24 protein-coding genes and 6 pseudogenes are annotated in these 22,902 nt (G+C 71.7%); 15 read left to right on the forward strand and 15 right to left on the reverse strand.

Annotation, left to right across the window (positions count from 1 at the left end; all coding sequences use genetic code 11):
• Positions 1-194 precede the first annotated feature (194 nt).
• Together GEV07_00115 and GEV07_00120 are read left to right on the forward strand one after the other, a co-directional pair.
• Positions 195-1,444 (forward strand): annotated as a pseudogene (locus tag GEV07_00115) (gluconate:proton symporter).
• Entirely contained in the window at positions 1,441-2,307 is an 867-nt protein-coding gene (locus tag GEV07_00120) for a serine hydrolase (GenBank protein ID MQA01189.1), read from the forward strand. Before GEV07_00115 ends, GEV07_00120 begins: the two are co-directional and overlap by 4 nt.
• Before the next feature lie 377 nt (positions 2,308-2,684).
• On the opposite strand, the pseudogene GEV07_00125 reads toward GEV07_00120, so the two are convergent.
• A pseudogene (locus GEV07_00125) lies at positions 2,685-3,266 on the reverse strand (dienelactone hydrolase).
• Between the two features lie 12 nt (positions 3,267-3,278).
• Positions 3,279-3,725 (reverse strand): winged helix-turn-helix transcriptional regulator, encoded by a 447-nt coding sequence (locus GEV07_00130; GenBank protein ID MQA01190.1) that lies wholly within the window; start codon positions 3,723-3,725, stop codon positions 3,279-3,281.
• 89 nt (positions 3,726-3,814) lie between these two features.
• Between GEV07_00130 and GEV07_00135 the strand changes: the two are divergent.
• Positions 3,815-4,348, forward strand: a pseudogene (locus GEV07_00135) (EamA family transporter).
• Between the two features lie 69 nt (positions 4,349-4,417).
• On the opposite strand, the gene GEV07_00140 reads toward GEV07_00135, so the two are convergent.
• The 6 genes and pseudogenes from GEV07_00140 to GEV07_00165 form a co-directional block, all read right to left on the reverse strand.
• Entirely contained in the window at positions 4,418-4,816 is a 399-nt protein-coding gene (locus GEV07_00140; protein ID MQA01191.1) for a tRNA (N6-threonylcarbamoyladenosine(37)-N6)-methyltransferase TrmO, read from the reverse strand.
• Positions 4,817-4,852: 36 nt separating this feature from the next.
• A pseudogene (locus GEV07_00145) lies at positions 4,853-5,187 on the reverse strand (VOC family protein).
• 205 nt (positions 5,188-5,392) lie between these two features.
• A pseudogene (locus GEV07_00150) lies at positions 5,393-6,541 on the reverse strand (hypothetical protein).
• Between the two features lie 297 nt (positions 6,542-6,838).
• Positions 6,839-7,024, reverse strand: a complete 186-nt coding sequence (locus tag GEV07_00155) for a hypothetical protein (protein MQA01192.1) — start codon at positions 7,022-7,024, stop codon at positions 6,839-6,841.
• 60 nt (positions 7,025-7,084) lie between these two features.
• Complete coding sequence (locus GEV07_00160) at positions 7,085-7,375, reverse strand: hypothetical protein (GenBank protein MQA01193.1); 291 nt, start codon at positions 7,373-7,375, stop codon at positions 7,085-7,087.
• The gene (locus GEV07_00165; protein MQA01194.1) at positions 7,372-8,445 is read right to left on the reverse strand and encodes a hypothetical protein; all 1,074 of its coding nucleotides are present in this window, start codon (positions 8,443-8,445) and stop codon (positions 7,372-7,374) included. The genes GEV07_00160 and GEV07_00165 overlap by 4 nt, the downstream gene beginning before the upstream one ends.
• A 103-nt stretch (positions 8,446-8,548) precedes the next feature.
• Here GEV07_00165 and GEV07_00170 point away from each other — a divergent pair, with 103 nt between their 5' ends.
• The 4 genes from GEV07_00170 (at position 8,549) to GEV07_00185 (ending at position 12,155) form a co-directional block, all read left to right on the forward strand.
• Positions 8,549-9,601, forward strand: coding sequence for a hypothetical protein (locus GEV07_00170; protein ID MQA01195.1), 1,053 nt, complete (start codon positions 8,549-8,551; stop codon positions 9,599-9,601).
• 23 nt (positions 9,602-9,624) lie between these two features.
• Complete coding sequence (locus tag GEV07_00175) at positions 9,625-9,888, forward strand: hypothetical protein (protein MQA01196.1); 264 nt, start codon at positions 9,625-9,627, stop codon at positions 9,886-9,888.
• Positions 9,714-10,979: a 3-isopropylmalate dehydrogenase gene (gene leuB, locus GEV07_00180; GenBank protein MQA01197.1), complete on the forward strand. Its 1,266-nt coding sequence runs from the start codon at positions 9,714-9,716 to the stop codon at positions 10,977-10,979. Before GEV07_00175 ends, leuB begins: the two co-directional genes overlap by 175 nt.
• Before the next feature lie 66 nt (positions 10,980-11,045).
• Positions 11,046-12,155 carry a hypothetical protein gene (locus GEV07_00185; protein MQA01198.1) on the forward strand — a complete coding sequence of 370 codons (1,110 nt, stop codon included), beginning with the start codon at positions 11,046-11,048 and terminating at the stop codon, positions 12,153-12,155.
• A gap of 17 nt (positions 12,156-12,172) precedes the next feature.
• Here GEV07_00185 and GEV07_00190 read toward each other — a convergent pair whose 3' ends face one another.
• Positions 12,173-13,012: an alpha/beta fold hydrolase gene (locus GEV07_00190; GenBank protein MQA01199.1), complete on the reverse strand. Its 840-nt coding sequence runs from the start codon at positions 13,010-13,012 to the stop codon at positions 12,173-12,175.
• 64 nt (positions 13,013-13,076) lie between these two features.
• A complete protein-coding gene (locus tag GEV07_00195; protein ID MQA01200.1) occupies positions 13,077-13,550 on the reverse strand; it encodes a transcriptional regulator in 474 nt (157 codons plus the stop codon).
• A 92-nt stretch (positions 13,551-13,642) separates the two neighbouring features.
• On the opposite strand from GEV07_00195, the gene GEV07_00200 reads away from it, so the two are divergent.
• From GEV07_00200 to GEV07_00225, 6 genes and pseudogenes are all read left to right on the forward strand, one after another.
• Entirely contained in the window at positions 13,643-14,419 is a 777-nt protein-coding gene (locus GEV07_00200) for a hypothetical protein (GenBank protein MQA01201.1), read from the forward strand.
• Positions 14,193-14,798, forward strand: coding sequence for a TetR family transcriptional regulator (locus GEV07_00205; protein MQA01202.1), 606 nt, complete (start codon positions 14,193-14,195; stop codon positions 14,796-14,798). The genes GEV07_00200 and GEV07_00205 overlap by 227 nt, the downstream gene beginning before the upstream one ends.
• A 2-nt stretch (positions 14,799-14,800) precedes the next feature.
• Positions 14,801-15,282: pseudogene (locus tag GEV07_00210) on the forward strand (nitroreductase family deazaflavin-dependent oxidoreductase).
• A 51-nt stretch (positions 15,283-15,333) separates the two neighbouring features.
• Complete coding sequence (locus GEV07_00215) at positions 15,334-15,864, forward strand: AAA family ATPase (GenBank protein MQA01203.1); 531 nt, start codon at positions 15,334-15,336, stop codon at positions 15,862-15,864.
• A gap of 92 nt (positions 15,865-15,956) precedes the next feature.
• Positions 15,957-16,571, forward strand: a complete 615-nt coding sequence (locus GEV07_00220; GenBank protein MQA01204.1) for a hypothetical protein — start codon at positions 15,957-15,959, stop codon at positions 16,569-16,571.
• 65 nt (positions 16,572-16,636) lie between these two features.
• Positions 16,637-17,425: a DinB family protein gene (locus tag GEV07_00225; protein ID MQA01205.1), complete on the forward strand. Its 789-nt coding sequence runs from the start codon at positions 16,637-16,639 to the stop codon at positions 17,423-17,425.
• 8 nt (positions 17,426-17,433) lie between these two features.
• Here the strand turns inward: GEV07_00225 and GEV07_00230 are convergent, their stop codons facing one another.
• The 3 genes from GEV07_00230 to GEV07_00240 are packed head-to-tail and all read right to left on the reverse strand — an operon-like array spanning position 17,434 to position 18,607.
• Positions 17,434-18,015 (reverse strand): nitrile hydratase subunit alpha, encoded by a 582-nt coding sequence (locus GEV07_00230; protein ID MQA01206.1) that lies wholly within the window; start codon positions 18,013-18,015, stop codon positions 17,434-17,436.
• Entirely contained in the window at positions 18,012-18,311 is a 300-nt protein-coding gene (locus GEV07_00235; protein ID MQA01207.1) for a nitrile hydratase subunit beta, read from the reverse strand. The genes GEV07_00230 and GEV07_00235 overlap by 4 nt, the downstream gene beginning before the upstream one ends.
• Complete coding sequence (locus GEV07_00240; protein ID MQA01208.1) at positions 18,308-18,607, reverse strand: nitrile hydratase subunit beta; 300 nt, start codon at positions 18,605-18,607, stop codon at positions 18,308-18,310. Before GEV07_00240 ends, GEV07_00235 begins: the two co-directional genes overlap by 4 nt.
• 101 nt (positions 18,608-18,708) lie before the next feature.
• Between GEV07_00240 and argG the strand changes: the two genes are divergently transcribed.
• Positions 18,709-20,157, forward strand: coding sequence for an argininosuccinate synthase (gene argG, locus GEV07_00245; protein ID MQA01209.1), 1,449 nt, complete (start codon positions 18,709-18,711; stop codon positions 20,155-20,157).
• Positions 20,158-20,223: 66 nt separating this feature from the next.
• On the forward strand, positions 20,224-21,225 hold the full coding sequence (locus tag GEV07_00250; protein ID MQA01210.1) for a methyltransferase: 1,002 nt from the start codon (positions 20,224-20,226) through the stop codon (positions 21,223-21,225).
• A gap of 29 nt (positions 21,226-21,254) precedes the next feature.
• Here the strand turns inward: GEV07_00250 and GEV07_00255 are convergent, their stop codons facing one another.
• Both GEV07_00255 and GEV07_00260 read right to left on the reverse strand, forming a co-directional pair.
• The gene (locus GEV07_00255; GenBank protein MQA01211.1) at positions 21,255-21,839 is read right to left on the reverse strand and encodes a DUF664 domain-containing protein; all 585 of its coding nucleotides are present in this window, start codon (positions 21,837-21,839) and stop codon (positions 21,255-21,257) included.
• A gap of 39 nt (positions 21,840-21,878) precedes the next feature.
• On the reverse strand, positions 21,879-22,763 hold the full coding sequence (locus tag GEV07_00260; GenBank protein ID MQA01212.1) for a sigma-70 family RNA polymerase sigma factor: 885 nt from the start codon (positions 22,761-22,763) through the stop codon (positions 21,879-21,881).
• Positions 22,764-22,902 lie beyond the last annotated feature (139 nt).

Genomic DNA, 22,902 nt, shown 5'->3' on the forward strand with positions numbered 1-22,902 from the left:
AGCGGAGGTCGCGATGTGACGGGTTCCACGACGGCGTCGGCCGGGCCGGGTTCTGGCAGACGGTGGGGTTCGGTCGACCGCACCAGGGTTGCGGCGCTCGTGGTCTTCGCGCTCGCGATCGGCGTCGCGGCGGCGATCGCGAGCGCGGCGGCAAGCCCGGGCTGTGGGGGATCACCCCGATCATCGCGTACGCAATGCTGGTGGTCTTCGGCGTCGACGTGGTGATCGCGACCATCGCCGCAGTGGTCGTCGCGGCGGTGATGACGGTCACCGGGCCGATGGCCATGGCGACGTTGCTCGGCGAGTCGCTCGGCAGCTTCATCGCGATCATCGGGCTGGTCGTGATCCTCGGCGCCGGCGTCGGCCAGGTGGCCCGCGAGACGGGCGCGGCCCAGACGCTCGTCCATGCGGTGATGGCAAGGGTCGGGCTGAACACCCGCACCCGGGTGCACGTCGGCATCGTGCTGTCGTCGTTCCTGCTGGTGGCCACGCTCGGCACCATGGTCGGTGCGAACGCGATCCTCGCGCCGATCATCATCCCGATCGCCGCGGCCGTCGGCTGGCGACCGCCAGCCGTGGCGGCCATGCTGCACTCGGCCGGTGCCGCGGGGCTGTTCGTGGGTCCGTTCACCGCGCCCGTGGTCACGGTCATCGGGGCCGCGGACCTGAGCTACCCCAGTACCTGGCCAGTGCCGGCCTGCCGATGGCCGCCGTCACCATCGCCACCGGCTTCGTGATGGCGCGCTTCCTGCAGAAGCGGTCACCGAACGAGTACGACCCCGAGGACGTCGAGCTGGGGGCCGCCTCGGACCAGGCGAGCACCGGTGCCGCGCGCCGCGCCACGTGGGCGTTCGTGCTCATCCTCGCGGCCATGACGGCGCTCGGCATCGTCATGCACGCCGAGTACACGTACGCGCTGATCGTGATGCCCGTGACCGCGTTCGTCACGGGCATCGTCGGCGGCTTCTCCCCGGTTCGTATCGCGAAGGCGATGTACGCCGGTGCGGCGAAGCTGCTCTGGCTGTTCATGTTGTTCTGGTTGTTCAACCCGCTGCTCGAGCTGGTCGACGACACCGGCGCGTACCAGGACCTGCTCGACACCTCGCGGCCGGTGCTGCTGACCGTCGGCGCGTTCGGGTTCTGCATGCTGGCGTTGCTCATCGGCTGGCTGGGCGTCGCGGGCGCCGCCGTCGCGCAGGTCGTGCTGATGGACAAGCTGTTCGCGCCGATGGTGGCGTCGCTGGGCATTCCGCCGACCGCGTGGGCGGCGGTGCTGCTCGGCAGCTCGCAGATCGACTGGTTCGGCCCGTTCCCGAACGCGGACATGGTCGGGCAGATGGGCCTGGCCAGGTCGAGCAACCTGCGCCTGATGATGTTCAACGGGTGGGCGATCATGCTGGCCAACACCGCGCTCTTCGCCGTCCTCTTCCTGATCCTGCTATGAGCTACGACTCGAACGGGCTGGCCGTCGCCCGGCCGAAGCTGCAACGGCTCGTCGACGCGGTGCGGGCCCGCCCCGACGGCGGGCGCGTCGGCCTCGTGGTGGTGGACGCCGAGACCGGTGAGCGCATCGACTGGGCCGGCGGTGACCCGTTCACCGCGGCTTCCGTCATAAAGGTGCCGATCCTGCTCGCGGCGCTGCGGCTGGCGGACGCGGGCACGGTCGACCTCGAGCAACGGGTGCCGCGGCCGTGCCGTGACCCGGTCGGCGGCAGCGGGGTGCTGAAGGAGCTGACGAGCGTCCATGAGCTGAGCCTGCGCGACCTGCTGATGCTGATGGTCATCGTCTCGGACAACACGGCGACGAACACCGTCCTCGACGTGATCGGCATCGAAGCGGTCGACGCGCTGCTGCGCGACTGCGGGCTCGGCAGCAGCCGGCTGGAGCGCAAGCTGATGGACCTGGCGGCCAGGGACCGCGGCCTGGACAACGTGATCACCGCCGCCGACATCGCCACGCTGCTGGCCGCACTGGTGCGCGGGGACGTACTGACCGGTTCGCATACGCGCACCGCGCTTGACATGCTCGGCCGGCAGCAGGTGCGCGACCGCCTGCCCCGGTACCTGCCGGAGGGCACCAGGGTCGCGCACAAGACCGGTGACCTACCTGGCCTACGCCACGACGCCGGCGTCCTGCACCTGGGCCCGACCGGCGACCACCCGGTCGTCGTGGTCGTACTGACCGAAGGCTTCGCCGACCCACTGACAACAACCGACACGACCGGCGGCGACGCAAGCGACCTGGGCGCCGACGTCGGCCGCATCGTCCACGCCGCATTCACCGACCACCAGCCCTCCGGCGGCTAGCGACCGTGTGTCCGCCCCGGGCGCGGCCCGGGCTGGCACCTGGCAGTGGCGCGCACGGCGCTTGGTTGCTGATGGCGTCGTCGGCGCCGGCCGTGATGGCCGGGCCGGCGTGCGGAGGGTGTTGGGTGGCCGGTGGTGGTGTCGTCTCGGCAGGTCTGGCCCCGGCCGACCGACCGTGGCCGGCCCGGGCTGGTACCTGCGCTGCCTGCCTCGAGGCGGCCGTGGCTGGCTCGGCGTGGCGGTGGTCCGATTGGTATCTGCGCCGGCTGCATGGAGGTAGGCCGGCCGCGGCGAGCCCGGCCTATGGCTCGGGCTGGTCCGTTGCGCCCGCCGCGCTACGCCGGGCGCGTCGAGCTGGTCCGGGCGGCGTGGCCCGGCTAGCCGTGTTTGGCGCAGAACTCGTAGACGCGTTCCCAGAGGAGTTCGGTGGCGTCTGGGTCGTACTCGGTGGGGAGGCTGCTGTCGGTGAAGAGGTGGCCGCTGCCCGGGTAGTCGAAGTGCTCGACCTCGGCGCCGGCGGACTGTACGGAGGCGTACACCGACTCCGGCCAGCCGGCCTGGCGGAACGCGTCTTCCACCGTGTAGTGGATCTGCGCGGGGACGCCCGTCGGCTACGCGTCGACGCCGAGCATGTCCAGGGGTAGCGCGCCCGAGCACATGACGACGCCCGCGACGCGACGTTGCGTGGCTACGTACTCGGACATGCCGCCGCCGTTGGAGAAGCCGACGCAGAGGAAGCCGTCCGGCATGGCCGCCACCGCGTCGGTGGCCCGGCGCATCAGCTCCGGGTAGCCGATCTGCTCGGCGAACGCGGACGCTTCGTCGTAGTCGTCGAACACCCGCCCGTCGTACTGGTCCACGGGCAGCACTTCGTGGCCGTGTGCGCGTAGCCGGTCGGCGGCGTCATGGATGCCGTGCCTGATACCGAGGACCGAGTGGAACAGCGCGATGTTCGTCATGACCCGACGCTACTACCGCCCGGTGACACCGTCAGGGTGTCGCTCGGGTATCCGTGCCGCTACGGGGGTGGAGACGACGATCGAGCTGGTGGTCTGGCCGAAGCTGAGGAACTGGTCGACGATGCGCTCGAGCGCCTCGACGTCGGGTAGGTGCGCCTTGACCAGGAAGCAATCTTCGCCGGTGATGCGGTGGCACTCGCTCACCTCGGGGATCTGCCGGGCGAGGTCGGGGATCTTGCTCAGCTGGTTCGGGCCGGGACGGACGCGGATCCACGCGGCCACCGGCAGCCCGACGGCGGCCGGGTCGACGTCCAGCCGGTAGCCGCGGATCACCCCGCTGCGCTCGAGCCGGCCGAGCCGCTCCCGGACCGCGGGTGCGGACATGCCCACCCCGCGCGCGAGCTCCGCGACGGACAGCCGGCAGTCGTCCGTGAGCAGGGCGAGCAGCCGACGGTTCACGTCGTCGAGTAGCGGACTTTCCGGAACGGATCATGGGAGTTCGTGGGCTTCTTCGAAGGCATTGCGAGGTCCTGGCTGGCCGGTCTGGCATGGACGCTGCCAATCGTAGTTCCGATGATGAACGCATGGATCGCAGGACGATTCCGCCGCACGGGTACTTCGTGGTGAGCGCGGTGTTCCACTACCTCGGGCCGGCGTTCGCGGTGCTGCTTTTCGCCCGCGTCGACGTGCTGGGGGTGGCGTGGCTGCGGATCGCGTCGGCGGCGCTCCTGTTCGCCGTGTGGCGGCGGCCCTGGCGGGCCTTCCGCGACCTCGACGGCCGGGGCCGCCTGCTGCTGCTCGCGTGGGGCGGCGTGCTCGCGGTGATGAACAGCTGCTTCTACGTGGCCATCGACCGGCTGCCGCTCGGCACTGTCGCCGCGATCGAGTTCGTACCGGTGATCGTCATCGCGGCGGTCGCAGTGCGCGGGTGGCGCAACGCGGCAGCGCTCGTGTCGGTGGTGGCCGGCGTGTACCTGCTCACCGAGGTACGGATCGTCGTGGAGCCGGTCGGCATCGCGTTCGCCGCGGCGAACGCGATGCTCTTCGGCGCGTACGTGGTGCTCGCGCACCGCGTCGCCAGGCATTGAATGCGGATCTCCATCGGGGCATCCTCGTGCACGCGCCCCCGGCCGCGCCATCGAATTGGCCGGTCACCGCTCCCGGCGGTCGAGCACCGGCTTGACGTCCACGACGGGAGTGCCGTGCACCGCCTCCAGGTTGCGTACGTGCACGCGGCTGCCCTCGACCGCCACGATCGGCACCCGGTGCGGGCCGAGCGGGTTCGGCCGCTGCGGCGAGCGGAGGTTGAACACGCCGAGCACCGGGTCGGGCGGGTCGGAGCCCGGGTAGGTCGAGAGCACGTCCCTGCGGGCGCGGTCGAACCACGTGATCACGAGGATCTCGTCGCCGACGGTCAGGTCACGCATCGCCTCGCCGAACTCGGCTTCGAACACCAGCCAAGCGTCCGGTGCGCCCAGGTCGCCCTGGTTCGGCGCATCCGCGATGTCGGTCAGGGTGGACTCCACGAACCCGACCGGCCGCAGCTCCAACGGTCCTGCGTCGAGCTTCGCCTCGGCCCTGGTGGGTTCGAACAGCTCCACCGGGTTGCCGGACGGATCCTCGATCAGCACCCGTCTGCCGCCGACACCGGTGACGACGTCATTGCGCAAGCGCACGCCGGCCTGTCGCAGCTCCTCGACCCTGGCGTCGATGTCCGTGACCTCGACGGAGAAACGGTTCCAGCCGCCCGGTTCCTGCTCGCCCCGTCGGGTGTGCTCAACGCCAGCCGGAGGTCGCCCCTGACGAGCATGGCGAACGTCGGCGCAGGATGCATCACCTGCAGAAAACCCAGATGCCGGCAGTAGAACTCGATCGCGGCGTTGACGTCGTGGACGATGTACCTGACGCTCACCGTGGCCATGGGAGTCACCATGACACCGCTGTGCGGATACGTCCACGGGTCGGGTGTCGACGGCCGCCTTCGGTGCCGGGGTGAGCTCGGGTTCGGTGGGCTTGCTGGCGAGACTCAACGCCACGTAGGCGACCAGCGACGCGAGAATCGCGACCAGTGCACCCGCGCCGGGGCCGAACGGTGGTGCGTTGAGCCAGATCAACGCGACCACGATGCCGACCCCGGAGCTCGCGAGTGCGGCACGGCCGGAGCCGCGGCGCCAGAGCAGGCCGCCGTACAACGGCACGAAGCAGGTGGATCCCCAGACGATGAACAGGCTCAGCGTCGCCACCGCGAGCAGTGGCAGCTCGGCCAGCGACAGGAGGAACGCGACGGCCGCGGACGCCAGGACGGTCAGCCGTGCGCCGTAGACGGACAGCCGCTCGGTGCGGTCGGTGGCGGTGCCGCGCCGTTGCAGCAGCGGCTTGATGACGTCGTTGGAGATGATCGTGCTGATCGTCAGGATGTACGAGTCGCAGGCCGCCGTGATGCCGGAGAGCAGGGCGAAGATCATCACCCAGCCCATCCAGGGAGGGGCGATCTCGCTGAAGAACACCGGGAACGCGGCGTCGCTGTTCGCCAGCTCGGGCAGCTGGGTGCGCGCGGACAGGCCGATCAGGTTGAGCGCGAAGTAGACGAAGACGATGACCAACCCGGGCAGCCCGAGCGTCCAGCCGGCGACCCGCGCCCGCTTCCCGGACAGCGCCTGGGCGCCGAAGTCGGCTCGGCACGCGACACCGGCCATCCAGCCCATGCTCGTGCCGAGCAGGATGCTCGGGCCGAGCGCGCCGTCGTTGGTGGCGGACAGCAGGGTGGGGTCGACCGCGCGGACGTCGTCGAGGAGCGCGCCGAACCCGCCGGCCGTGCCGACCGCGATCGCGGCGCCGGCGAACACCACGACCAGGATGACCACGGCCTGCACGCTGTTGATCAGCGACGTGACCCGCATCCCGCCGAGCGTGACGTAGCCGATGAGTGCGACGAGCACGACGAGCTCGGACAGCCATACCGGCAAGCCGGCGACGCTGTGCAGCAGCACGCCCACACCGACCAGGTTGAGCATCAGGTAGAGCGTGTAGACGGCGACGAAGACGAGCCCGAACCAGATGCGCATCGCGTAGCTCTTGTAGCGCAGGCCGACGAACTCGGGGATGCTGCTGACGTGCCACTGGTGCAGCCGCTTCGCCACCAGGGCCAACGGGAAGTGGCCGAGAATGGTGCCGAAGAAGAACGACACCATCGCGAACCCGCTCGCGTACCCGTAGCCGGTGAAGCCGATGAGCGAGACGGCGCTGAGGTACGTCGCGATGTTCATCAGCACCATGCGCGGCGCGCCGAGCTGCCTGGACGCCACCGCGAAGTCATGGGGTGCTGTCGGCGCGGTGCCGGCGCGACAGCGTGAAACCGATCCCCAGCAGGAGCACGAAGAAGACGAGTGCGCTCACTGCGTAGTAGACGTTGATGTTCCCCACGCTGCGGCTCTCCTCAGCGACTCGAGCTGGAGTCCTTTGTGACGTAGAGTGCGACGACCAACGTCAGCACCCCGACGACGATGTTGACCACCAGCCAGGCCACGGTCTCGCTGGGCATGGCGTTCCCTGCTTCCTGGTGTCGATGCGACCTAGGGGACCAGACCGAGGAGGCGCATCACCTCGTCGGTGACGGCCGGTACCTCGGCGAGTACCTCCGCCTCCTGCCGGCCGCCCAGTGGGTGACTGGCTTCGACGATGCGCAGTTGCGGCACACCCGCAGCCGTGACCAGCGTCTGCGCCATCGCCACGAACGGCGTGGTGCAGAAGAGGACCACGGGGATTCCTGCCCGCTCGAACCGAGCGGCGTCGCGGCAACTCCACGACGTGCAGGCGCCTCAGTCACCACTCCCGGTGAAGATGACGTTGGCGGTGGCGGCGAGCCGTTCGCGGACGTCCTCGTTCATGCCTTCGGCGGCGCTGCCCTTGCGCTCGATGCTGAGCTGCATGCCGCCGGCACGCTCGCCGACGCGTTGAGCGACCTGTTCCATGAGGAAGCGCGCGTTCGGCTTGGTGTTGTCGAGGATGCCGAGCACACCGCCGGCGAGGTTCGCGACCTCGGTCTTGACGTCATCGCCGATGTCGGCCTGTCTGCCCAACGGACTGAAGACCTGCACGGTACGGGTCATCCGTTCTCACCTCCGAGCTCGCTCGCGCCGGTGGTGACCGGCCGGGTCACCGACGACGTGATGCCGAAACTGTGCAGCACGCTCGAGTGTTTGCCTGGTCCGCCGGTGACCACCACGCGGAACGCGTCGGGGGAGTCGGCGTACGGCAGCTCGGTGTCGTCGTCGGTGGCGGCGTTCTTCCACGCCGGCCACGACTGCATGCCCCACATGCCGCCGAGCTTGAAGTCGCCCAGTCGCATCCGCGCGTGCTCGTACAGCCACATCTGTACGTCGCGGCGGTCGAAGCCGGCGCCGGCGATGGTGGCCGCGTGCTCCGGGCCGAGTGCGACGAAGATCTCGCCGACGCTGTAGTGCGCGTTGTTCGCGCCGAGGCTGGTGATCGTGGACGCGATGACGGACAGGATGCCGACCGCGTCGGTGCTCACGTGGTCGTTGACGTTGTGCGGGTTCTCGCAACCGGCGACGGTCAGCGCGCTGGTGTCGCCGCCGGTGTACGGACCCCACGGGCTCTCCGCGGCGTTCTCCGCGATGCAGAAGCTGTACTTGCTCGGCTGGCCCTGGGTCGCGCGGTCCCGCGCACCCGGGCGCGCGCCGCCGATGTTCATCAGGCACAGCCGCACGGCGCGGCCGACGGTCGCGTTCGCCCTGTTGCCGGGTCCGAAGGCGCCCGCGCCGGCGTTGAAGCCCAGCTCCTGGACGGCTGGCCCGTGCACGATGACCAGCGGCGCTACGGGGTGTGTCGTCGACTGCAGGCCGTTGAGGTTGAACCGTTCCTCGAGCATTGCCTGCACCGCGGTAAGCACGACGGGGAACACCTCGGGCAGGCACCCGGCAAGTACGGCGTTCGCGGCGACCTTCGCGGGTGTCACGATGCCGTCGGCGGGTGGCATCTCGCCTAGCTCGGCGTCGGCGTCGTGGTCGACGCGCTCGAGCATCGCCGCGATCCTGTCGACAGTTGGCGGGACGAGCGGCAGGCCGTCACCCCAGTCGGATTCTGGTTGTCCGGTGAGGAATCCGGCGTCGTCGACGGGGGCGTCGGTCCAGTCTTCGGTAGCGCCGAACGTCGTCATGGCTAACCCGGTGCGTATATATGAACAACCATCCTGATTACGAAAAGAGGTTCACACGAACAGGCGACGGGGGTCAATGCCTTCGGGCAGAATTGACCGTGCCATGAACACAGCCGCCGCACCGGTCGACCCGTCCGCGCTGCGTGTCGTGACAGGGGACGCGGCCGCCGAGGGCGTCGTCGCGCGCCTGGACGCGGCCGGGCTCGGCGACGGCTTCCCGATGGCGTCGCCGACGGCGGCCAAGGTGTCGGCGATGCTGGCGGGACGTACGGCGGACGAGCCGGTCGAACCGCTCGCGCCGTTGTGCTACCCGGCCACCGTCGAGGACGTCGCCGTATGCGCCGTACTGGCCGGCTGCGCACCAGGGGTGCTGCCGTACCTGCTCGCCGCGGTCGACGCCGTGACCGCGGACGAGTTCAACTTGCTCGGCGTCTCCACCACGACGGGCAACGCGGCAGCCGGCATCATCGTGCACAGCGCCGGCCGGCTGCAGCACCCGTTCGCGACCGGCGCGAACTGCCTGGGGCCGACGCCGGTGAACGCCGCCTTCGGCCGTGCGTTCGCGTTGGCCTGCCGCGTGCTCGGCGGTGCCGTGCCGGGCACGTTGGACATGGCGACGCTCGGCCAGCCGGCGAAGTTCGCGTTGTGCCTCGCCGAGGAGCAGGCACCCGCGGGGTGGCAGACGTGGCACGAGTTCCGCGGTGCGCCGGCGGACCGGGATGCGGTGACCGTGTTCTGCACGGCGGGCAACCTCGAGGTCGCCGACACCTGGAGCGACACCGCGCGCGGGCTGCTCGAGTCGCTGGCCGCGGCGACACCGTTGCCGGCGGGCATCAGCGCGAACGGTGAGCTGGTCGGCGGCGGCCAACAGCTGTACGTGCTGCCGCCCGAGTGGGTGGTGCGGCTCGTCGCCGAGGGCTGGACCCGCGAGTCGACCGGCGCGTACCTGTACGAGCACGCGGTGCTGCCGGTGGACCGGCTGCCGGCGAGCGCGCTTTCGCGCCTCACCGAGGGCGCCCGCGGGCAGCAGGTGCTGCGCTGCGCGCGGGCACCCGCCGACTACCTCGTGCTGTGCACCGGCGGTACCGGGGTGAAGGCCGCCTACCTGCCGTCGTGGCCCGGGGGATCGATCGCCGTCACCCGGGAGGTCCGGTGAGCAACGAAGATCTGGGAGGACCCGTGAAACCCTCGCAAGCGGAACTCGACGACCTGCTCGCGCCGATGCGCGAGGCGCTGCGCGCCGACGGCGCCGACGTCGAGGTGCTCGACTGGGACGACCAGAGCCTGTCGGTGCGCCTGGTGCTGGAGTCGGTGGACTGCGAGGAGTGCGTGCTCCCGCGCGCGAGCCTCGAGCAGACCATGCTGACCATGTTGCAGCCGGGCTACACCGGGTTGCAGGACGTGCGGCTCACCGACCCGCGCGAGTCCGGATCGCGGGCCTGACGGCCGCCGTGGCGTACGAGATCGCCGCGTTCGGCGGCGACGGCATCGGCCCCTCGGTGGTCGCCCAGGCGGTCAAGGTGCTCGATGCGGTGAGCCAGCGCTGGGGTTACGAGTTCACTGTGACCGAGCACGCGGTGGGCGCCGCCGGGCTGACGACCGCTGGGACCAGCCTGCCACCCGCTGCGCTGGCCGCCGCGCGGGCGTCCGCGGCCGTGTTGCTCGGCGCGGTCGGCGACCCGGCGATCGACCGGTCTGTGGGCGACGAGAACCCGACGGTGGCGTTGCTGAAGCTGCGCCGCGAGCTGGGGCTGCACACCAGCATCCGGCCGGTGCGGTTGCCGCCCGACCTCGCCGACCTGTCGTCGCTCCGTACCGGCGACGGCAGGGCGCCGATCGACCTGGTCATCGTCAGGGACCTGGCGGCCGGCCTGTTCAACGGCCAACCGCGTGGCCGCCGGCAGCTCGCCGGCGACGTGGCGGAAGCGTTCGACACCATGAGCTACTCCACGACCGACATCGCGCGCACCGCGCACACTGCCTTCCGGTGGGCCGGGAGGCGGCGTGGCCTGGTGACCTCGGTCGACCAGGCGAACGTGCTGGAGAGCTCTGCGCTGTGGCGCGACGAGGTCACGCGCATCGCGAAGGAGTACCCCGACGTACGGCTGCAGCACGTGCTCGTCGACAACTGCGCCAACGACCTGGTCCGCCACCCGGACCGGTTCGACGTCATCCTCACCGACGGCCTGTTCGGCGGGATCCTCAGCGACGAGGCCGGTGCCGTCGCCGGGTCGATCGGCATGCTCGCGTCGGCCAGCGTCGGTGACGGGCCCGGCATCTTCGAGCCCGTCCATGGCTCGGCGCCGAGCCACGCAGGGAAGGACGACGTCAACCCGATCGGCACCGTCCGTGCGCTCGCCATGCTGCTCGACCACGCGCTCGGGCTGGCCGAGCCGGCTGCGGCCGTCGAGGCCGCCGTCGTGCGCACGGTGGCGGGCGGGCTCCGTACGTACGACATCGCCGTCACCGGCAGCCGTGTCGTCGGCACGGAGGCGATGGGGGACGCGATCGCGGCGGCGGTCGCCGAGGGGTGACACCGTGGTGGGATCGGGCCGGTGCGATGCTGGTACGACATCTGCAGCACGGTCAGGGGGCGGGCCATGTCGGCGCGGCACGCGGCGGTCGTCGCACTCAACCGGATCGATCCTGAGCTCGGCGCGTTCATCACGGTGGATCCGGACGCGGTGTTGCGCGCGGCGTCGGACGTGCGCGACGGCCGGCTGCGTGGCCGCCTGGTGGCCGTCAAGGACCTGGTCGACACCGTCGGCCTGCGCACGACGTACGGCACGGCGCGGTACGTCGACCACCATCCCGAGCGCGACGCGCCCGTGGTGGCGGAGCTGCGTGCCGCCGGCGCGATCGTCCTCGGCAAGACCAACCTGAACGAGCTCGCGTTCGGGGTGAGCGGCCACAACCCGCACTTCGGCGCGATGCTGAACCCGCACGACCGCGGCACGACCGTCGGCGGGTCGAGCGGCGGCAGCGCCGTCGCCGTCGCCGCGGGCGTGTGCACGCTCGCGTTGGGTACGGACACCAGCGGTTCCGTACGTATCCCGGCGGCGCTTGCCGGTGTCTGGGGCCTCAAGTGCGCGCACGGGCTCGACCTCACGGGGGTGTACCCGCTTGCGCCGAGCTACGACAGCCTGGGCTACCTGGCCGCGAACCGCGCCGAGCTGCAGCGGGTGCTGGCGATCGACACGCTGCCCGACCCGCGGCAGCTGCGGGTCGGCGTCGTCGGCACGGACGTCGAGCCGCCGCCGTTGCCCGACGAGCACTGGACGGTGTTCAACGCGGAGGTCTGGGCCGTCCACGGCACGGCCGTGGTGGAGCATCCGCAGGGGTACAGCGCGGAGTTCCGGCGCCGGGTGCAGGCGGCCGGTGCGCACGTCGACGACGCGGCCGAACGCCGGGCACGACAGGTGGAAGCCGCCTGGCGCGCCGAGTACGCGGCCGCGGTGGCGGGCTTCGACGTGCTCGTCGACCGGGTCGTCGAGGGACCGGCGCCGTCGGTGCAGACCGCCTCGGACGAGGACCCGCGGGTGCAGGCGGAGCTGCGGCAGCGGCTGCTCAGGCACACCCCGGTCGCGAACGCGCTCGGCTGGCCGGCCGTGGCGTTCCCGACTGCCCTCGGACCCCGTCAGGTGCTCGGCCCACCCGGTTCCGAGGCCGCCCTGCTCGCCGTGGCGAGTGACGTGGGCGGGCGGCACTGACTCCGGGCGGGGCGTGGTCAGTTGGCGTTGTCGGCGAGCCACTGCAGTGCGTCCTCGGCTCGTTCGAGGATGGAGAGGTGGCCGTCGGCCGGTGACAGGCGTAGCTGCGCGCCGGGGACATGCGCGGCCAGCCACTCGGCGTGCGCGGGCGGGGCGATCCGGTCCGTGCCGCCGTGCAGCAGCAGGACGGGCGCGGTCGTCGCGGTCGGCTCGCAGGCCCACGGCGTGACGTACGCGAGGTCGTCGTCGATCAGCCCGCCAGGGCCGGCGGCGACGGCGGGGCCGACCACCGTGCCGAGCCAGGACCACGCGCCCTCGAGAGCGGCCAGGTCGGCCGCGGTGAACTCCGGGTCGTACTCCGCGCCGGCCGACTCGTGCTGCTCCTTCGCCGCACGCCCGGCGGCTGCGGCACGCAGCGAGGCGACACCCGAAGGGATCATGCCGGCGAACCAGTCCAGCCCGGCGGCGTCGTACGGCGCAAGCGCGGCCACGGCGAGCACGGCGCGCACCCGCCGGCCAAGGGCGGCCCCGCAGGCCAGGGCGTGCGAGCCGCCACCGGAGTGTCCCGCGACGGCGAACCCGTCGATGCCGAGCGCGTCCGCGACGGTGGCGACGTCGGCCGCGACGGTGGCCAGCGTACGGCCCGGATGCGGTGTCGAACCCCCGTAACCGGGCCGGTCGAACGAGACCCACCGCAGCCCGAGCCGCCTCGCCGCGGCGAACAACGGCTCCGGCGGTGCGCCGACGTTCGGCGTGCCGTGGTGCCAGAAGACGGGCAGCGCACCGGTGCTGCCGGTGTCGTACACGTGCAGCGTCCGACCGTCCGCCGACCGCACGTCGGTCTCCGTCACGGACATGGTGCCGTCCTCTCCGTCGCCGGTGCTGTAGTGGTACGTCGTAGCCACGCAGGCCAGCTCGACATCAGCGCAGGGCGTCCGCCAGTGACGGGCCGGTGCCCGGCGGCTGGTGCCGGGCGGTGGGACCGAGGTGGATCTCGCGGAGGTCGTCCATGAATGCCTCGCACAGGGCTGGGCCGCCGCGGTCGAGGGCGTCGGCGTACCAGCTCAGCTCGTCGCTGGCCGGCAGGTACTGACGGCCCCAGGCGCCGATCTGCGCGAACACCGGCACCAGGGCGATCGCCGGCTCGGTGAGGCTGTAGACCGCCTTCTGCCGGTGGCTGGGGTCGTCCGCCTTGGTGAGCAGGCCGCTGTCGACGAGCATCCGCAGCCGGTCGGCGAGGATCTTCGTGGAGATGCGCTCGTCGGACGCGAGCAGCTCCCGGTAGTGGCGCTTGCCGGCGAACATGATGTCGCGCAGCACGAGCAACGTCCACCGGTCGCCGAAGACCTCGACGGCGAGGTTGATCGGGCAGCGGGATCGGTGCCTGGCGGCCATAGCGCTGTACTTCCTCTACCGGTTGCGTTGTTAAAGCACTCGCTCTAGGCTACTACTGATGTAGAAAAGAAAGTAGTCGCTCGGAGGTAATCATGGGGTACCTGGAGCCGGTCGCCGAGCCGATCCGGCCGACCGGTCGCGGAACGGAGCTGGACGCCGAGATCGACGACACGGATGTCTTCGACTGGTCCGCGGTGGAGCAACGGCTGGCCGCCGGCGGCTGGTACTGGCTCGCGAGCGTGCGCCCGGACGGCGCGCCGCACGTCATGCCGGTGCTCGCGGTGTGGTCGGAGTCCGTGGTCTTCGTGGCGTCGAAGCAGACCGCGCGGAAGAGCCGCAACCTGTCCGCGGACGGGCGCTGCGTGCTCACCAAGGATGCCGAGGATGCGCACCTGGTCGTGGAGGGCGTGGCGGCCAGGGTCCGCGACGAGGAGACGCTCCGCCGCGCGTCCGGCGCGTTCGAGGCGGTGTACGGCTGGCCGACGACGGTCAGCGGCGAGCTGCTGGACGCGACGTACGGTGCCCCGACGTCCGGCGGCCCGCCGTACGCCGCCTACGCGATCCGGCCGACGAAGGCGTTCGCGCTGCCGGTCGAGGGCACCTTCATGTCGACCCGGTGGCGGTTCTTGCTAACTTGGTCACATGACCAAGTTGGGCGATCGACCAAGTTCGACCCGCGGCTCGCGCCGGCGGGAGGAGATCGTCCGGGCCGGCGTGGATCTGCTCGTCGAGGCCGGCTGGCCGGCCGTCACCACCCGCCGGGTGGCCGCGCGGGCGGGCGTCAACGTGGGGCTGATCCACTACCACTTCGGCGGGCTGGCGCAGCTGCGCGCGGCGATCACCCAGCGGGCGGCGGAGGACCTCGGTGACCCTGTGGTGCACGAGCTGCTCGGCGCGGACGGCGCGCGAGCGGTCGTCGACGCGATGCGGCGGTTGCTGCCGGAGACGGCCGACGACGAGCGGCGCGCCCGGCTGGCGATGGAGGTCATGGCCGGCGCCCTGCGCGAGCCCGGTCTCGCGGCGGCCGGCGAGGACCAGCTGCGGCAGCTACGCGCCGCGCTCGCCGACCGCCTGGGCGAGCTGTACCCCGACTGGCCCGCGCCGCGGCGGACCGGTGCGGCGACGCTGCTGCTTGCGTTGCTCGAGGGCCTGGTGCTGCACCGGCTGCTGGATCCGCAGCTGCCGGTCGACGAGGCGATGGACGCGCTCGGCGCGCTTGCCGAACGTGCCGACGACGGGAGGGGATGACCGTGGAGCTCGTCAAGGACGTACGGCCGCCGAGCGGTATCGGCCGGCTGCTGTTCCGGTTGCCCCGGCACCTCTACCGGCTCCGGCCGGGGTGGCTGTTCGGCAACCGGATACTGGTGCTCCACCACGTCGGCCGGGTCACCGGCAAGCCGCGGCAGGCCGTGCTCGAGGTGATCAGGATCGACCCGGCCGACGGCAGCGTCACCGTCGCGTCGGGCTGGGGGCGACGGCCGCCTGGTACCGCAACATCCTCGAGTCGCCGGACGTCACGATCCAGATCGGGCTGCGCACCATCCCCGTCACGGCCGTGCCGCTGCCGGTCGAGGAGGGGGCCGAGATCACGGCCTGGTACGGGGTAAAGCACCGGTTCGCCGCGACGAAGCTGCTGCCGTGGCTGATGGGTTTCGCCGTCGACGGCTCCGCCGAGGACTTCCGCGCGGTGGGTCGCCACCTGCCGTTCGTCCGTCTCGTGCCGCGCACGTGAGCGCGACCGCCGCGTAGGGTCGGGGGCGTGGCGGAGCCGACGCTGGTGGTCGTGAGTGGTCCCGCGGGTGCCGGGAAGACCACGCTCGCCCACGAGTTGGCGCGGGCCATCGGGTGCCCGGCCGTGTGCCGCGACGAGATCAAGGAAGGCATGGTGGCCGCCGCGGGGGACGCGGACGGCGACGTGCTGTCGCTGCGCACCCTCACGGTCTTCTTCGACGTGCTCGAGGTGTTGCTCCGCAACGCCGTCACGGTGGTGGCGGAGGCCGCGTTCCAGGACCGGCTCTGGCGGCCTGGGCTGCAGCGGCTCGACGGGCTCGCGGACGTCCGGCTGGTCCAGTGCCACGTCACCGCCGACGTCGGGGTCGCGCGCCGGCGCCGGCGGCTGGCGGCGAACCCGGTGCGGCGCGCCCACGCCGACCAGGCGGAGCTGGACGACGTCGCCGGGGCGATTCGTAGGCACCGGGCGTTCGAACGCGTGTCACTGCCGGTGCCGACGATCGACGTGGACACGACGGACGGCTACCGGCCCTGCCTCGCGGACATCGCGGCGTTCGCCGCGGACCATCCGGCGGCCGATTGAGGGCCGCCGTACCTGGTGAGGTTGTTATCCTTGGACGTAGGTGTGCCGGGAAGCCAGCTGTGGCGTCGCATACCGTTACGAGGAGCCCGGTCATGTCCGCGAGGCGTCGTTTGTCAGCGTTCCGGGGATCCGCCGGTGCGCTGCGCCCCGCGGTCACCGTACCCACGCACGGCGAGACGACGCACGACGTGACCGGTGCCGGCGGCCAGCTGGTCGACGAGGTGACGGCGTTCCTGCAGAGCGCGTCCCTGGACCTGACGCCGACGTCGTCCGGCGGCGGCCCACCGAACGGCGTGGTGTTGTTGCCGTACGGGCGGTGCGTCGCGGCCGACCGTGCCCTGGAGGCCGTGGTCACCCTGTTCGGCGCGCTGCCGATCCGCGTCCGCGTCCTGCATCTCGCCGACCAACGGCACGGCGCGTCCGGCCAGGTGGACGGCGACAACGACGAGGAGGCGGCCGCCGCCGTCGAGGCGGCGATCGGCAAGCTGCGCGGTCACGGCATCACCGCCGTCGGCGTGGTGCGTTCGGGCGTGCGCAAGGCGTTGCTGCCGGACCTGATCCTCGACGATGCGCGGTCGAGCGGCGCCGGGGTGATCGTCCTCGGCGCGCGCCGGCGCAACGGGCTCACCTCCGCGGTCGTCGGCAGCACCTCCAGGGTCGTACTGCGCGAGGCCACCTGCCCCGTGCTGATGGTGCGTGCTCCTTGACGCCGGCACGCTGTCGGTGGCCGGGTCTAGCCTCGTCGGCGAGCGTCGTACGGGGAGGCAGCGCGATGGCAGCACAGTACGGTCCGCACCGCTGGTCGGCCGGTTACCACGACGACGGCAACAACGCCGCGTACCGCTGTGCCAGCTTCACCGTCGCGGACCTCACCGGCGCGCGGTTCGTGGACTGCGACATGAGCCTGGTGAAGGTCGTCGACTCGTGGCTCGTCGGCGTCGACGTGTCCGGGTACGTCAGCGACTTCAGGGTCAACGGTGTCGACGTCACCGCGTACGTCGAGGGCGAGCTCGACCGCCGGCATCCGGAGCGGGTGCAGCTGCGCGAGGTGCGCACTGCCGCCGACTTCCGGGCGATGTGGCGCACGGTCGAACGGCTGTGGGCGCTGGCCGTCGCGCGGGCCGAGCGGCTGCCCGAGGCGGCCCGCGGCGAGCGCGTCGACGGCGAGTGGTCGTTCGTGGAGACGTTGCGCCATCTGGTCTTCATCACCGACACGTGGGCCAGCCGCACGGTGCTCGACGAGGAGCTGCCCTACCACCGCCTCGGCCTGCCGCAGACCGCGTACGCGCCGGCGGACGCGGCGGCACTCGGCATCGACCTAGAGGCGCGGCCGCCGTACACGGAGGTGCTGGAGGTGCGCGCCGACCGGATGGCGCTGGTACGCGGCATCGTCGACGACCTCACCGACGCCGAGCTCGGGCGCGCGTGCGCGCGGTCGCCCGCGCCCGGGTATCCGGCGGAGTCCCGCTCGGTCGGCGAATGCCTGGGCGTGGTGATGGAGGAGGAGTGCGAGCACCACCGCTTCGCGATACGCGACCTCGCCGTGCTCGAGGCGCGCTGACCGCTGTGTCAGACGGTCGCCGTGCCGACCAGGCCGTCCCTGGTGACCAGGTCGGCCAGCTCTTCCTCGGTGCGGCCCGAGCTGTCGGCGGGACGTCGCGGGAGCACCATGTACCGCAGCTCGGACGTCGAGTCCCAGACGTCGATGGCCGTGGTGGCGGGCAGCGTCAGGCCGAACTCCTGCAGTACGCCACGCGGGTCACGCACGACGCGCGCGCGGTACGCCTCGCTCTTGTACCAGGACGGCGGCGGGCCGAGCAGCGGCAGCGGGTAGCACGAGCACAGCGTGCAGACGATGACGTTGTGCGTGTCCGCGGTGTTCTCCACGACCCGCAGGCCGATGTCGTTCATGCTGTAGCCGAGCTCCTGTACGGCGCTGTCGGCGTCGGCGAGCAGTCGTTGCCGGAACGCGTCGTCCACCCATGCGCGGGCGGCGATCCTGGCCCCGTTGCGCGGGGTGGCGGTGGTGAGGAAGCGCTCGAGGAACGCGTCGGTGTCGGCGCCGCGCAGGACGCCCTTCTGTTCGAGCAGCTCCTCCAGCCGGCGGACGCGCGCCGTCATCGCGGCGGTGGCGTGGTGGGTGTCGGTCATGCCCCTTCACCTCCCTGGTCCGGTGCGGCCTCGAGGTAGTCCTCCCACAGGTCGAGGTGCACCACATGGTCGCCGGCGCCGAAGAGGGTGTGTGCCGGCACCCGCACGGTGTAGATCGGTTGCACTCGCGGCTCCGGTCGTTGTGCGACGACGTCGTCCGGCAGCGGGCCTGGACCGTGGACGGCGACGACGTGACCGGTCGCGCCGCGGGAGTACCGCGGCACCCGGTGGTGGCCATGCCGTTCCTCGCCGCGGATCCGGATCCGCTGGCCAGGCTGGTAGCCCCGGCCGGTCACGGCTGGTCCCGCAGGATGAGCTCGGCGAGCTCGTCCTCGCCGAGGATGCCGCGTTCCTGCAGCAGCCGTACGGTGGCCAGGAACCTGCGCTCGTAGTAGCCGAGCGCGTACTCGGTCGCGGTGAGCCGCTCGATCCCGTCGCGCCCCTCGTCCCTGGAGTAGACCCCGGCGGCGACGAGCTGCTGGTGCACGGCGTGGACCCTGGCCTCCCAGACGTGCTCGAACGGTGGCTCGTCCGGGCTCGGGTGCACGCGGCCGTACCCCTCGGCCCCGCCGACGTCGTGTGGTCGAACCATGGTGCCCTCTTCCCGGTGGACGTCTCCGGATCGCGGTCCCGGGGGAGACTCTAGTCCACCGGCTTTGCATGATCATGCATGAGTGTGCATATAATTCAGATGTGTCCAAAGTGCTTACCTCCCTGCCCGTCGGCGAACGCGTCGGGATCGCCTTCTCCGGCGGCCTCGACACCTCCGTAGCGGTCGCGTGGATGCGCGAGAAGGGTGCCGTGCCGTGCACCTACACCGCCGACATCGGCCAGTACGACGAGCCCGACATCGCCTCCGTACCCGGCCGCGCCCACCAGTACGGCGCGGAGGTCGCCCGGCTGGTCGACTGCCGGGCGGCGCTGGTGGAGGAGGGGCTGGCGGCGCTGGCCTGCGGAGCGTTCCACATCCGTTCAGGTGGCCGCGCCTACTTCAACACCACCCCGCTCGGCCGCGCGGTCACCGGCACCCTGCTGGTGCGCGCGATGCTCGAGGACGACGTGCAGATCTGGGGTGACGGCTCCACCTTCAAGGGCAACGACATCGAGCGGTTCTACCGGTACGGCCTGCTCGCCAACCCGTCGCTGCGGGTCTACAAGCCGTGGCTGGACGCCGATTTCGTCAGCGAGCTCGGCGGCCGCAAGGAGATGTCCGAGTGGCTGCTCGAGCGGGACCTGCCGTACCGCGACAGCGCGGAGAAGGCGTACTCCACCGACGCGAACATCTGGGGCGCGACGCACGAGGCCAAGGCGCTCGAGCACCTCGACACCGGCATCGAGATCGTGGAACCGATCATGGGTGTGCGGTTCTGGGACCCCGCCGTGGACGCACCCGCCGAGGACGTCACGGTCGGCTTCGAGCAGGGCCGGCCGGTGACGATCAACGGCAAGGAGTTCGGCACCGCCGTCGACCTGGTGCTCGCGGCGAACGCGATCGGCGGCCGGCACGGCATGGGCATGTCCGACCAGATCGAGAACCGGGTGATCGAGGCCAAGAGCCGCGGCATCTACGAGGCGCCTGGCATGGCGCTGCTGCACGCCGCGTACGAGCGGCTGGTGAACGCGATCCACAACGAGGACACCCTCGCCAGCTACCACAACGAGGGGCGGCGGCTGGGGCGGCTGCTGTACGAGGGTCGCTGGCTGGACCCGCAGGCGCTGATGCTGCGGGAGTCGCTGCAGCGCTGGGTCGCGACGGCCGTCACCGGGGAGGTGATGCTGCGGCTGCGGCGCGGTGAGGACTACTCGATCCTGGACACGTCCGGGCCGGCGTTCAGCTACCACCCGGACAAGCTCTCCATGGAGCGGACCGAGGACGCCGCGTTCGGGCCGGTCGACCGCATCGGCCAGCTGACCATGCGCAACCTCGACATCGCCGACTCGCGTGCCAAGCTCGAGCAGTACGCCGGTCTCGGCATGGTCGGCACCCCGCACCCGACGTTGATCGGTGCCGCCCAGGCCGCGTCGACCGGGCTGATCGGCGCGATGCCGGAGGGCGGGGCGGACGCGATCGCCGCCGGTGGCGACGGTGCCGGTGAGGACGAGCTGCTCGACCAGGCGGCGATGGAGTACGGCACCGACTGAGGCCGTCCGCGGGCGGGTCACATTTCTCCAAGCCGCCGTCGTCGTCCGGCCGGTAACGTGCCGTGCATGACCGAGGATGACAGCGCGCCGTCGGCATGGGCGGCGCTCGGGCCGTTGATGGACCTGGCGACGCCGATGGCGTTGCGGGTGGCTGCCACGCTGCGTATCGCCGACCTGATGGGGGACGGGCCGGTCGCCGTCGAGTCGCTGGCCGAACGCAGCGGCACGGACGTCGACGCGCTGAGCCGACTGCTGCGCCACCTGGCGACGCGCGGCGTCTTCGCCGAGCCGGACCCGGGCAGGTTCGCCGCCGGTGGGCTGGGGCGGTTGCTGCATTCCGACCATCCCGCCGGCATGCGTACCTGGTTGGACCTGGACGGGTTCGGTGGCCGGATGGACCTGGCGTTCACCGAGCTGTTGCACACCGTCCGCACCGGCGAGCCCGCTTGGCCGCGGGTGTTCGGGCAGCCGTTCTGGGACCACCTGGCCGCGGACCGGCACCTGGCGGCGTCCTTCGACACCGCCATGGCCACGGGGCCGGAGTACATCGTGGACGCCGCCGGCGGCTGCGACTGGACGGCCGTGTCACACGTCGTGGACGTCGGTGGCGGCAAAGGTGCGTTGCTGGCGGAGGCGTTGCGTGCCAACCCGCAGCTGCGCGCGACGCTCGTCGACCTGCCAGACACCGTGGAGCGCGGCCGCGCGCACCTGGCCGCGCTCGGCCTCGACGACCGGTGCGCGTTCGTCGGGCAGAGCTTCTTCGACCCGCTGCCGACCGGCGGCGACGTCTACGTACTCAGCGGCGTGGTGCACGACTGGCCGGACGACGACGCCGTCGCGATCCTGCGCCGGCGGCCGCGTCCTCGTGGTCGAGACGCACGGCACCGCCGGCGACGACCCGGCCACCTTCACCGAGATGGACCTCCGGATGCTGGCCCTCTGCGGCGGCCGCGAACGGACCGTGGACGGCTACACCACCCTGGCCACCACCGCCGCCTCCGCGTCGCCGACGTCCACACCACCCCGCTGGGCCACGTCCTGCTGAACTGCGTCGCAGCAACCCCCTGATGCCCCGTGCCCCGAGTGCCGGAAAGGGCTCAGCCGGTTGGCAGGGGACGGCCGGCTGTGGGGCGCCAGCCGTCCGGTGGGTCCTCGCCTACGCGGCCGTCCACTGCTTCGCGGAGTAGGTCGGCGTGGCCGGTGTGCCGGCCGTACTCCTCGATGAGGTCGCAGGTCAGCCGGCGCCAGCTGGCGTGGTTCCCTTCCGGGTCGGCGACGTGGACGGGGCGGCCAGGGCCGCCGTCGTCGAGGGCGGTTTGGAAGCGGGTGCGCGACCGCGCGACGGCGCCGTCCCAGAGGTCGTAGAGCTGGTCAGCGGAGTCGTCGGCGGCGGAGGTGAACTCCCAGTCGTTGCTGCCGTCGCCGCCCATGGCGTCCCACGGCGCGCCGAGCGGTTCGCCGTGCAGCTTGGCGGTGGAGTAGTAGTCCTCAACGGCGGCGAGATGCTTGAGCAGCCCACCGAGCGTGAGTGCGGACGCGCCGATACGGGTCAGCAGCCCGGACGCGTCGAGGCCGTCGGCCTTCCAACGGAACGTCGTGCGCAGCCGGTCGAGCGCGCCGAGCAGCTGCTCGGCCTCTGAGCCGGCCACCGGTGGCTCCCACGGGTAGTCGTCGTCGGTCACGCCGTCACCGTAGACCGCGGCGCCGACAGCGCATCCCGCTCAGCGGGCGAGGTCGGTGAGCGGGATGCCGAGGTGCTCGAGCTTCGCCGGGTTGACCATGCCGTGCACTGCGTGCACCCGGTCGCCGGCGACCACGAGCGACCAGACGCCGGCCAGGGCGCCGTCCGGGGCGAGGATGAGGACAGCGGGCTGCGTGCCGACCCAGACGGGCTGCGTCGTGCCGCTCAGCGACCTGATGCGGCGGAAGATGCCCCGTACGGTCTTCGCGACCGCGTCCGCGCCGTGGATCGCACGAGTGACGCCCCTGCCGGAGCTGCCGCCGTCGCCGACGAACTCCGCTTCCGGGGCCAGCAACGCGACGAGCCCGTCGAGGTTGCCGTCGTGTGCGGCGGCGAAGAACCGGTTGGCCAGCTGCTGCGCCTCGGTGGTGGACGTAGCCGTGGGCGTCGGCTGGTCGGTACGGACCCGGCGCCTGGCCCGGGTGGCGAGCTGGCGGCAGGCCTCCTCGGACTTGCCCAGGATCGACGCCACCTCGGCGTACGGCAGGTCGAAGACGTCGTGCAGCAGCAGCGCCGCCCGCTGCTCGGGGCTGAGCCGCTCCAGCAGCACGAGGAACGCCGTGGACAGCGAGTCGGCGAGCGCGGCCGCGTCGGCGGGGTCGTCGAGCACAGAAGGCTCGGGCAGCCACGGGCCGACGTACGTCTCCCGCCGGTGCTGCGCAGACCGCAGCTGGTCGATGGCCAGCCGGGTGGTGATGGTGACCAGGTAGCCGCGCTGGGAGTCCGGCCGTTCGCCGGCGAGCAGGGCACGCCGCAGTCGCAGGAACGCCTCCTGCACCACGTCCTCGGCGTCGCGGAAGCTGCCGAGCATCCGGTACGCCACCGCGAGCAGCGCGCCGCGGTGCTCCGTGTACGCCGCCGCCAGACGACGGTCGATGTCGTCCCAGTCGCGGGTCTCTTGGTCGGTCACATCTGTCCTGACGAGCTGCGCACGGTGGTTGTGACAGCGAGCCTGTCACAACCGGCGGCCGTATCTCGTCCACTCCTCGTCCGATGTTCGAGAG

The sequence above is a fragment of the Streptosporangiales bacterium genome, assembly GCA_009379825.1.
Classification (GTDB): Bacteria; Actinomycetota; Actinomycetes; order Streptosporangiales; family WHST01; genus WHST01.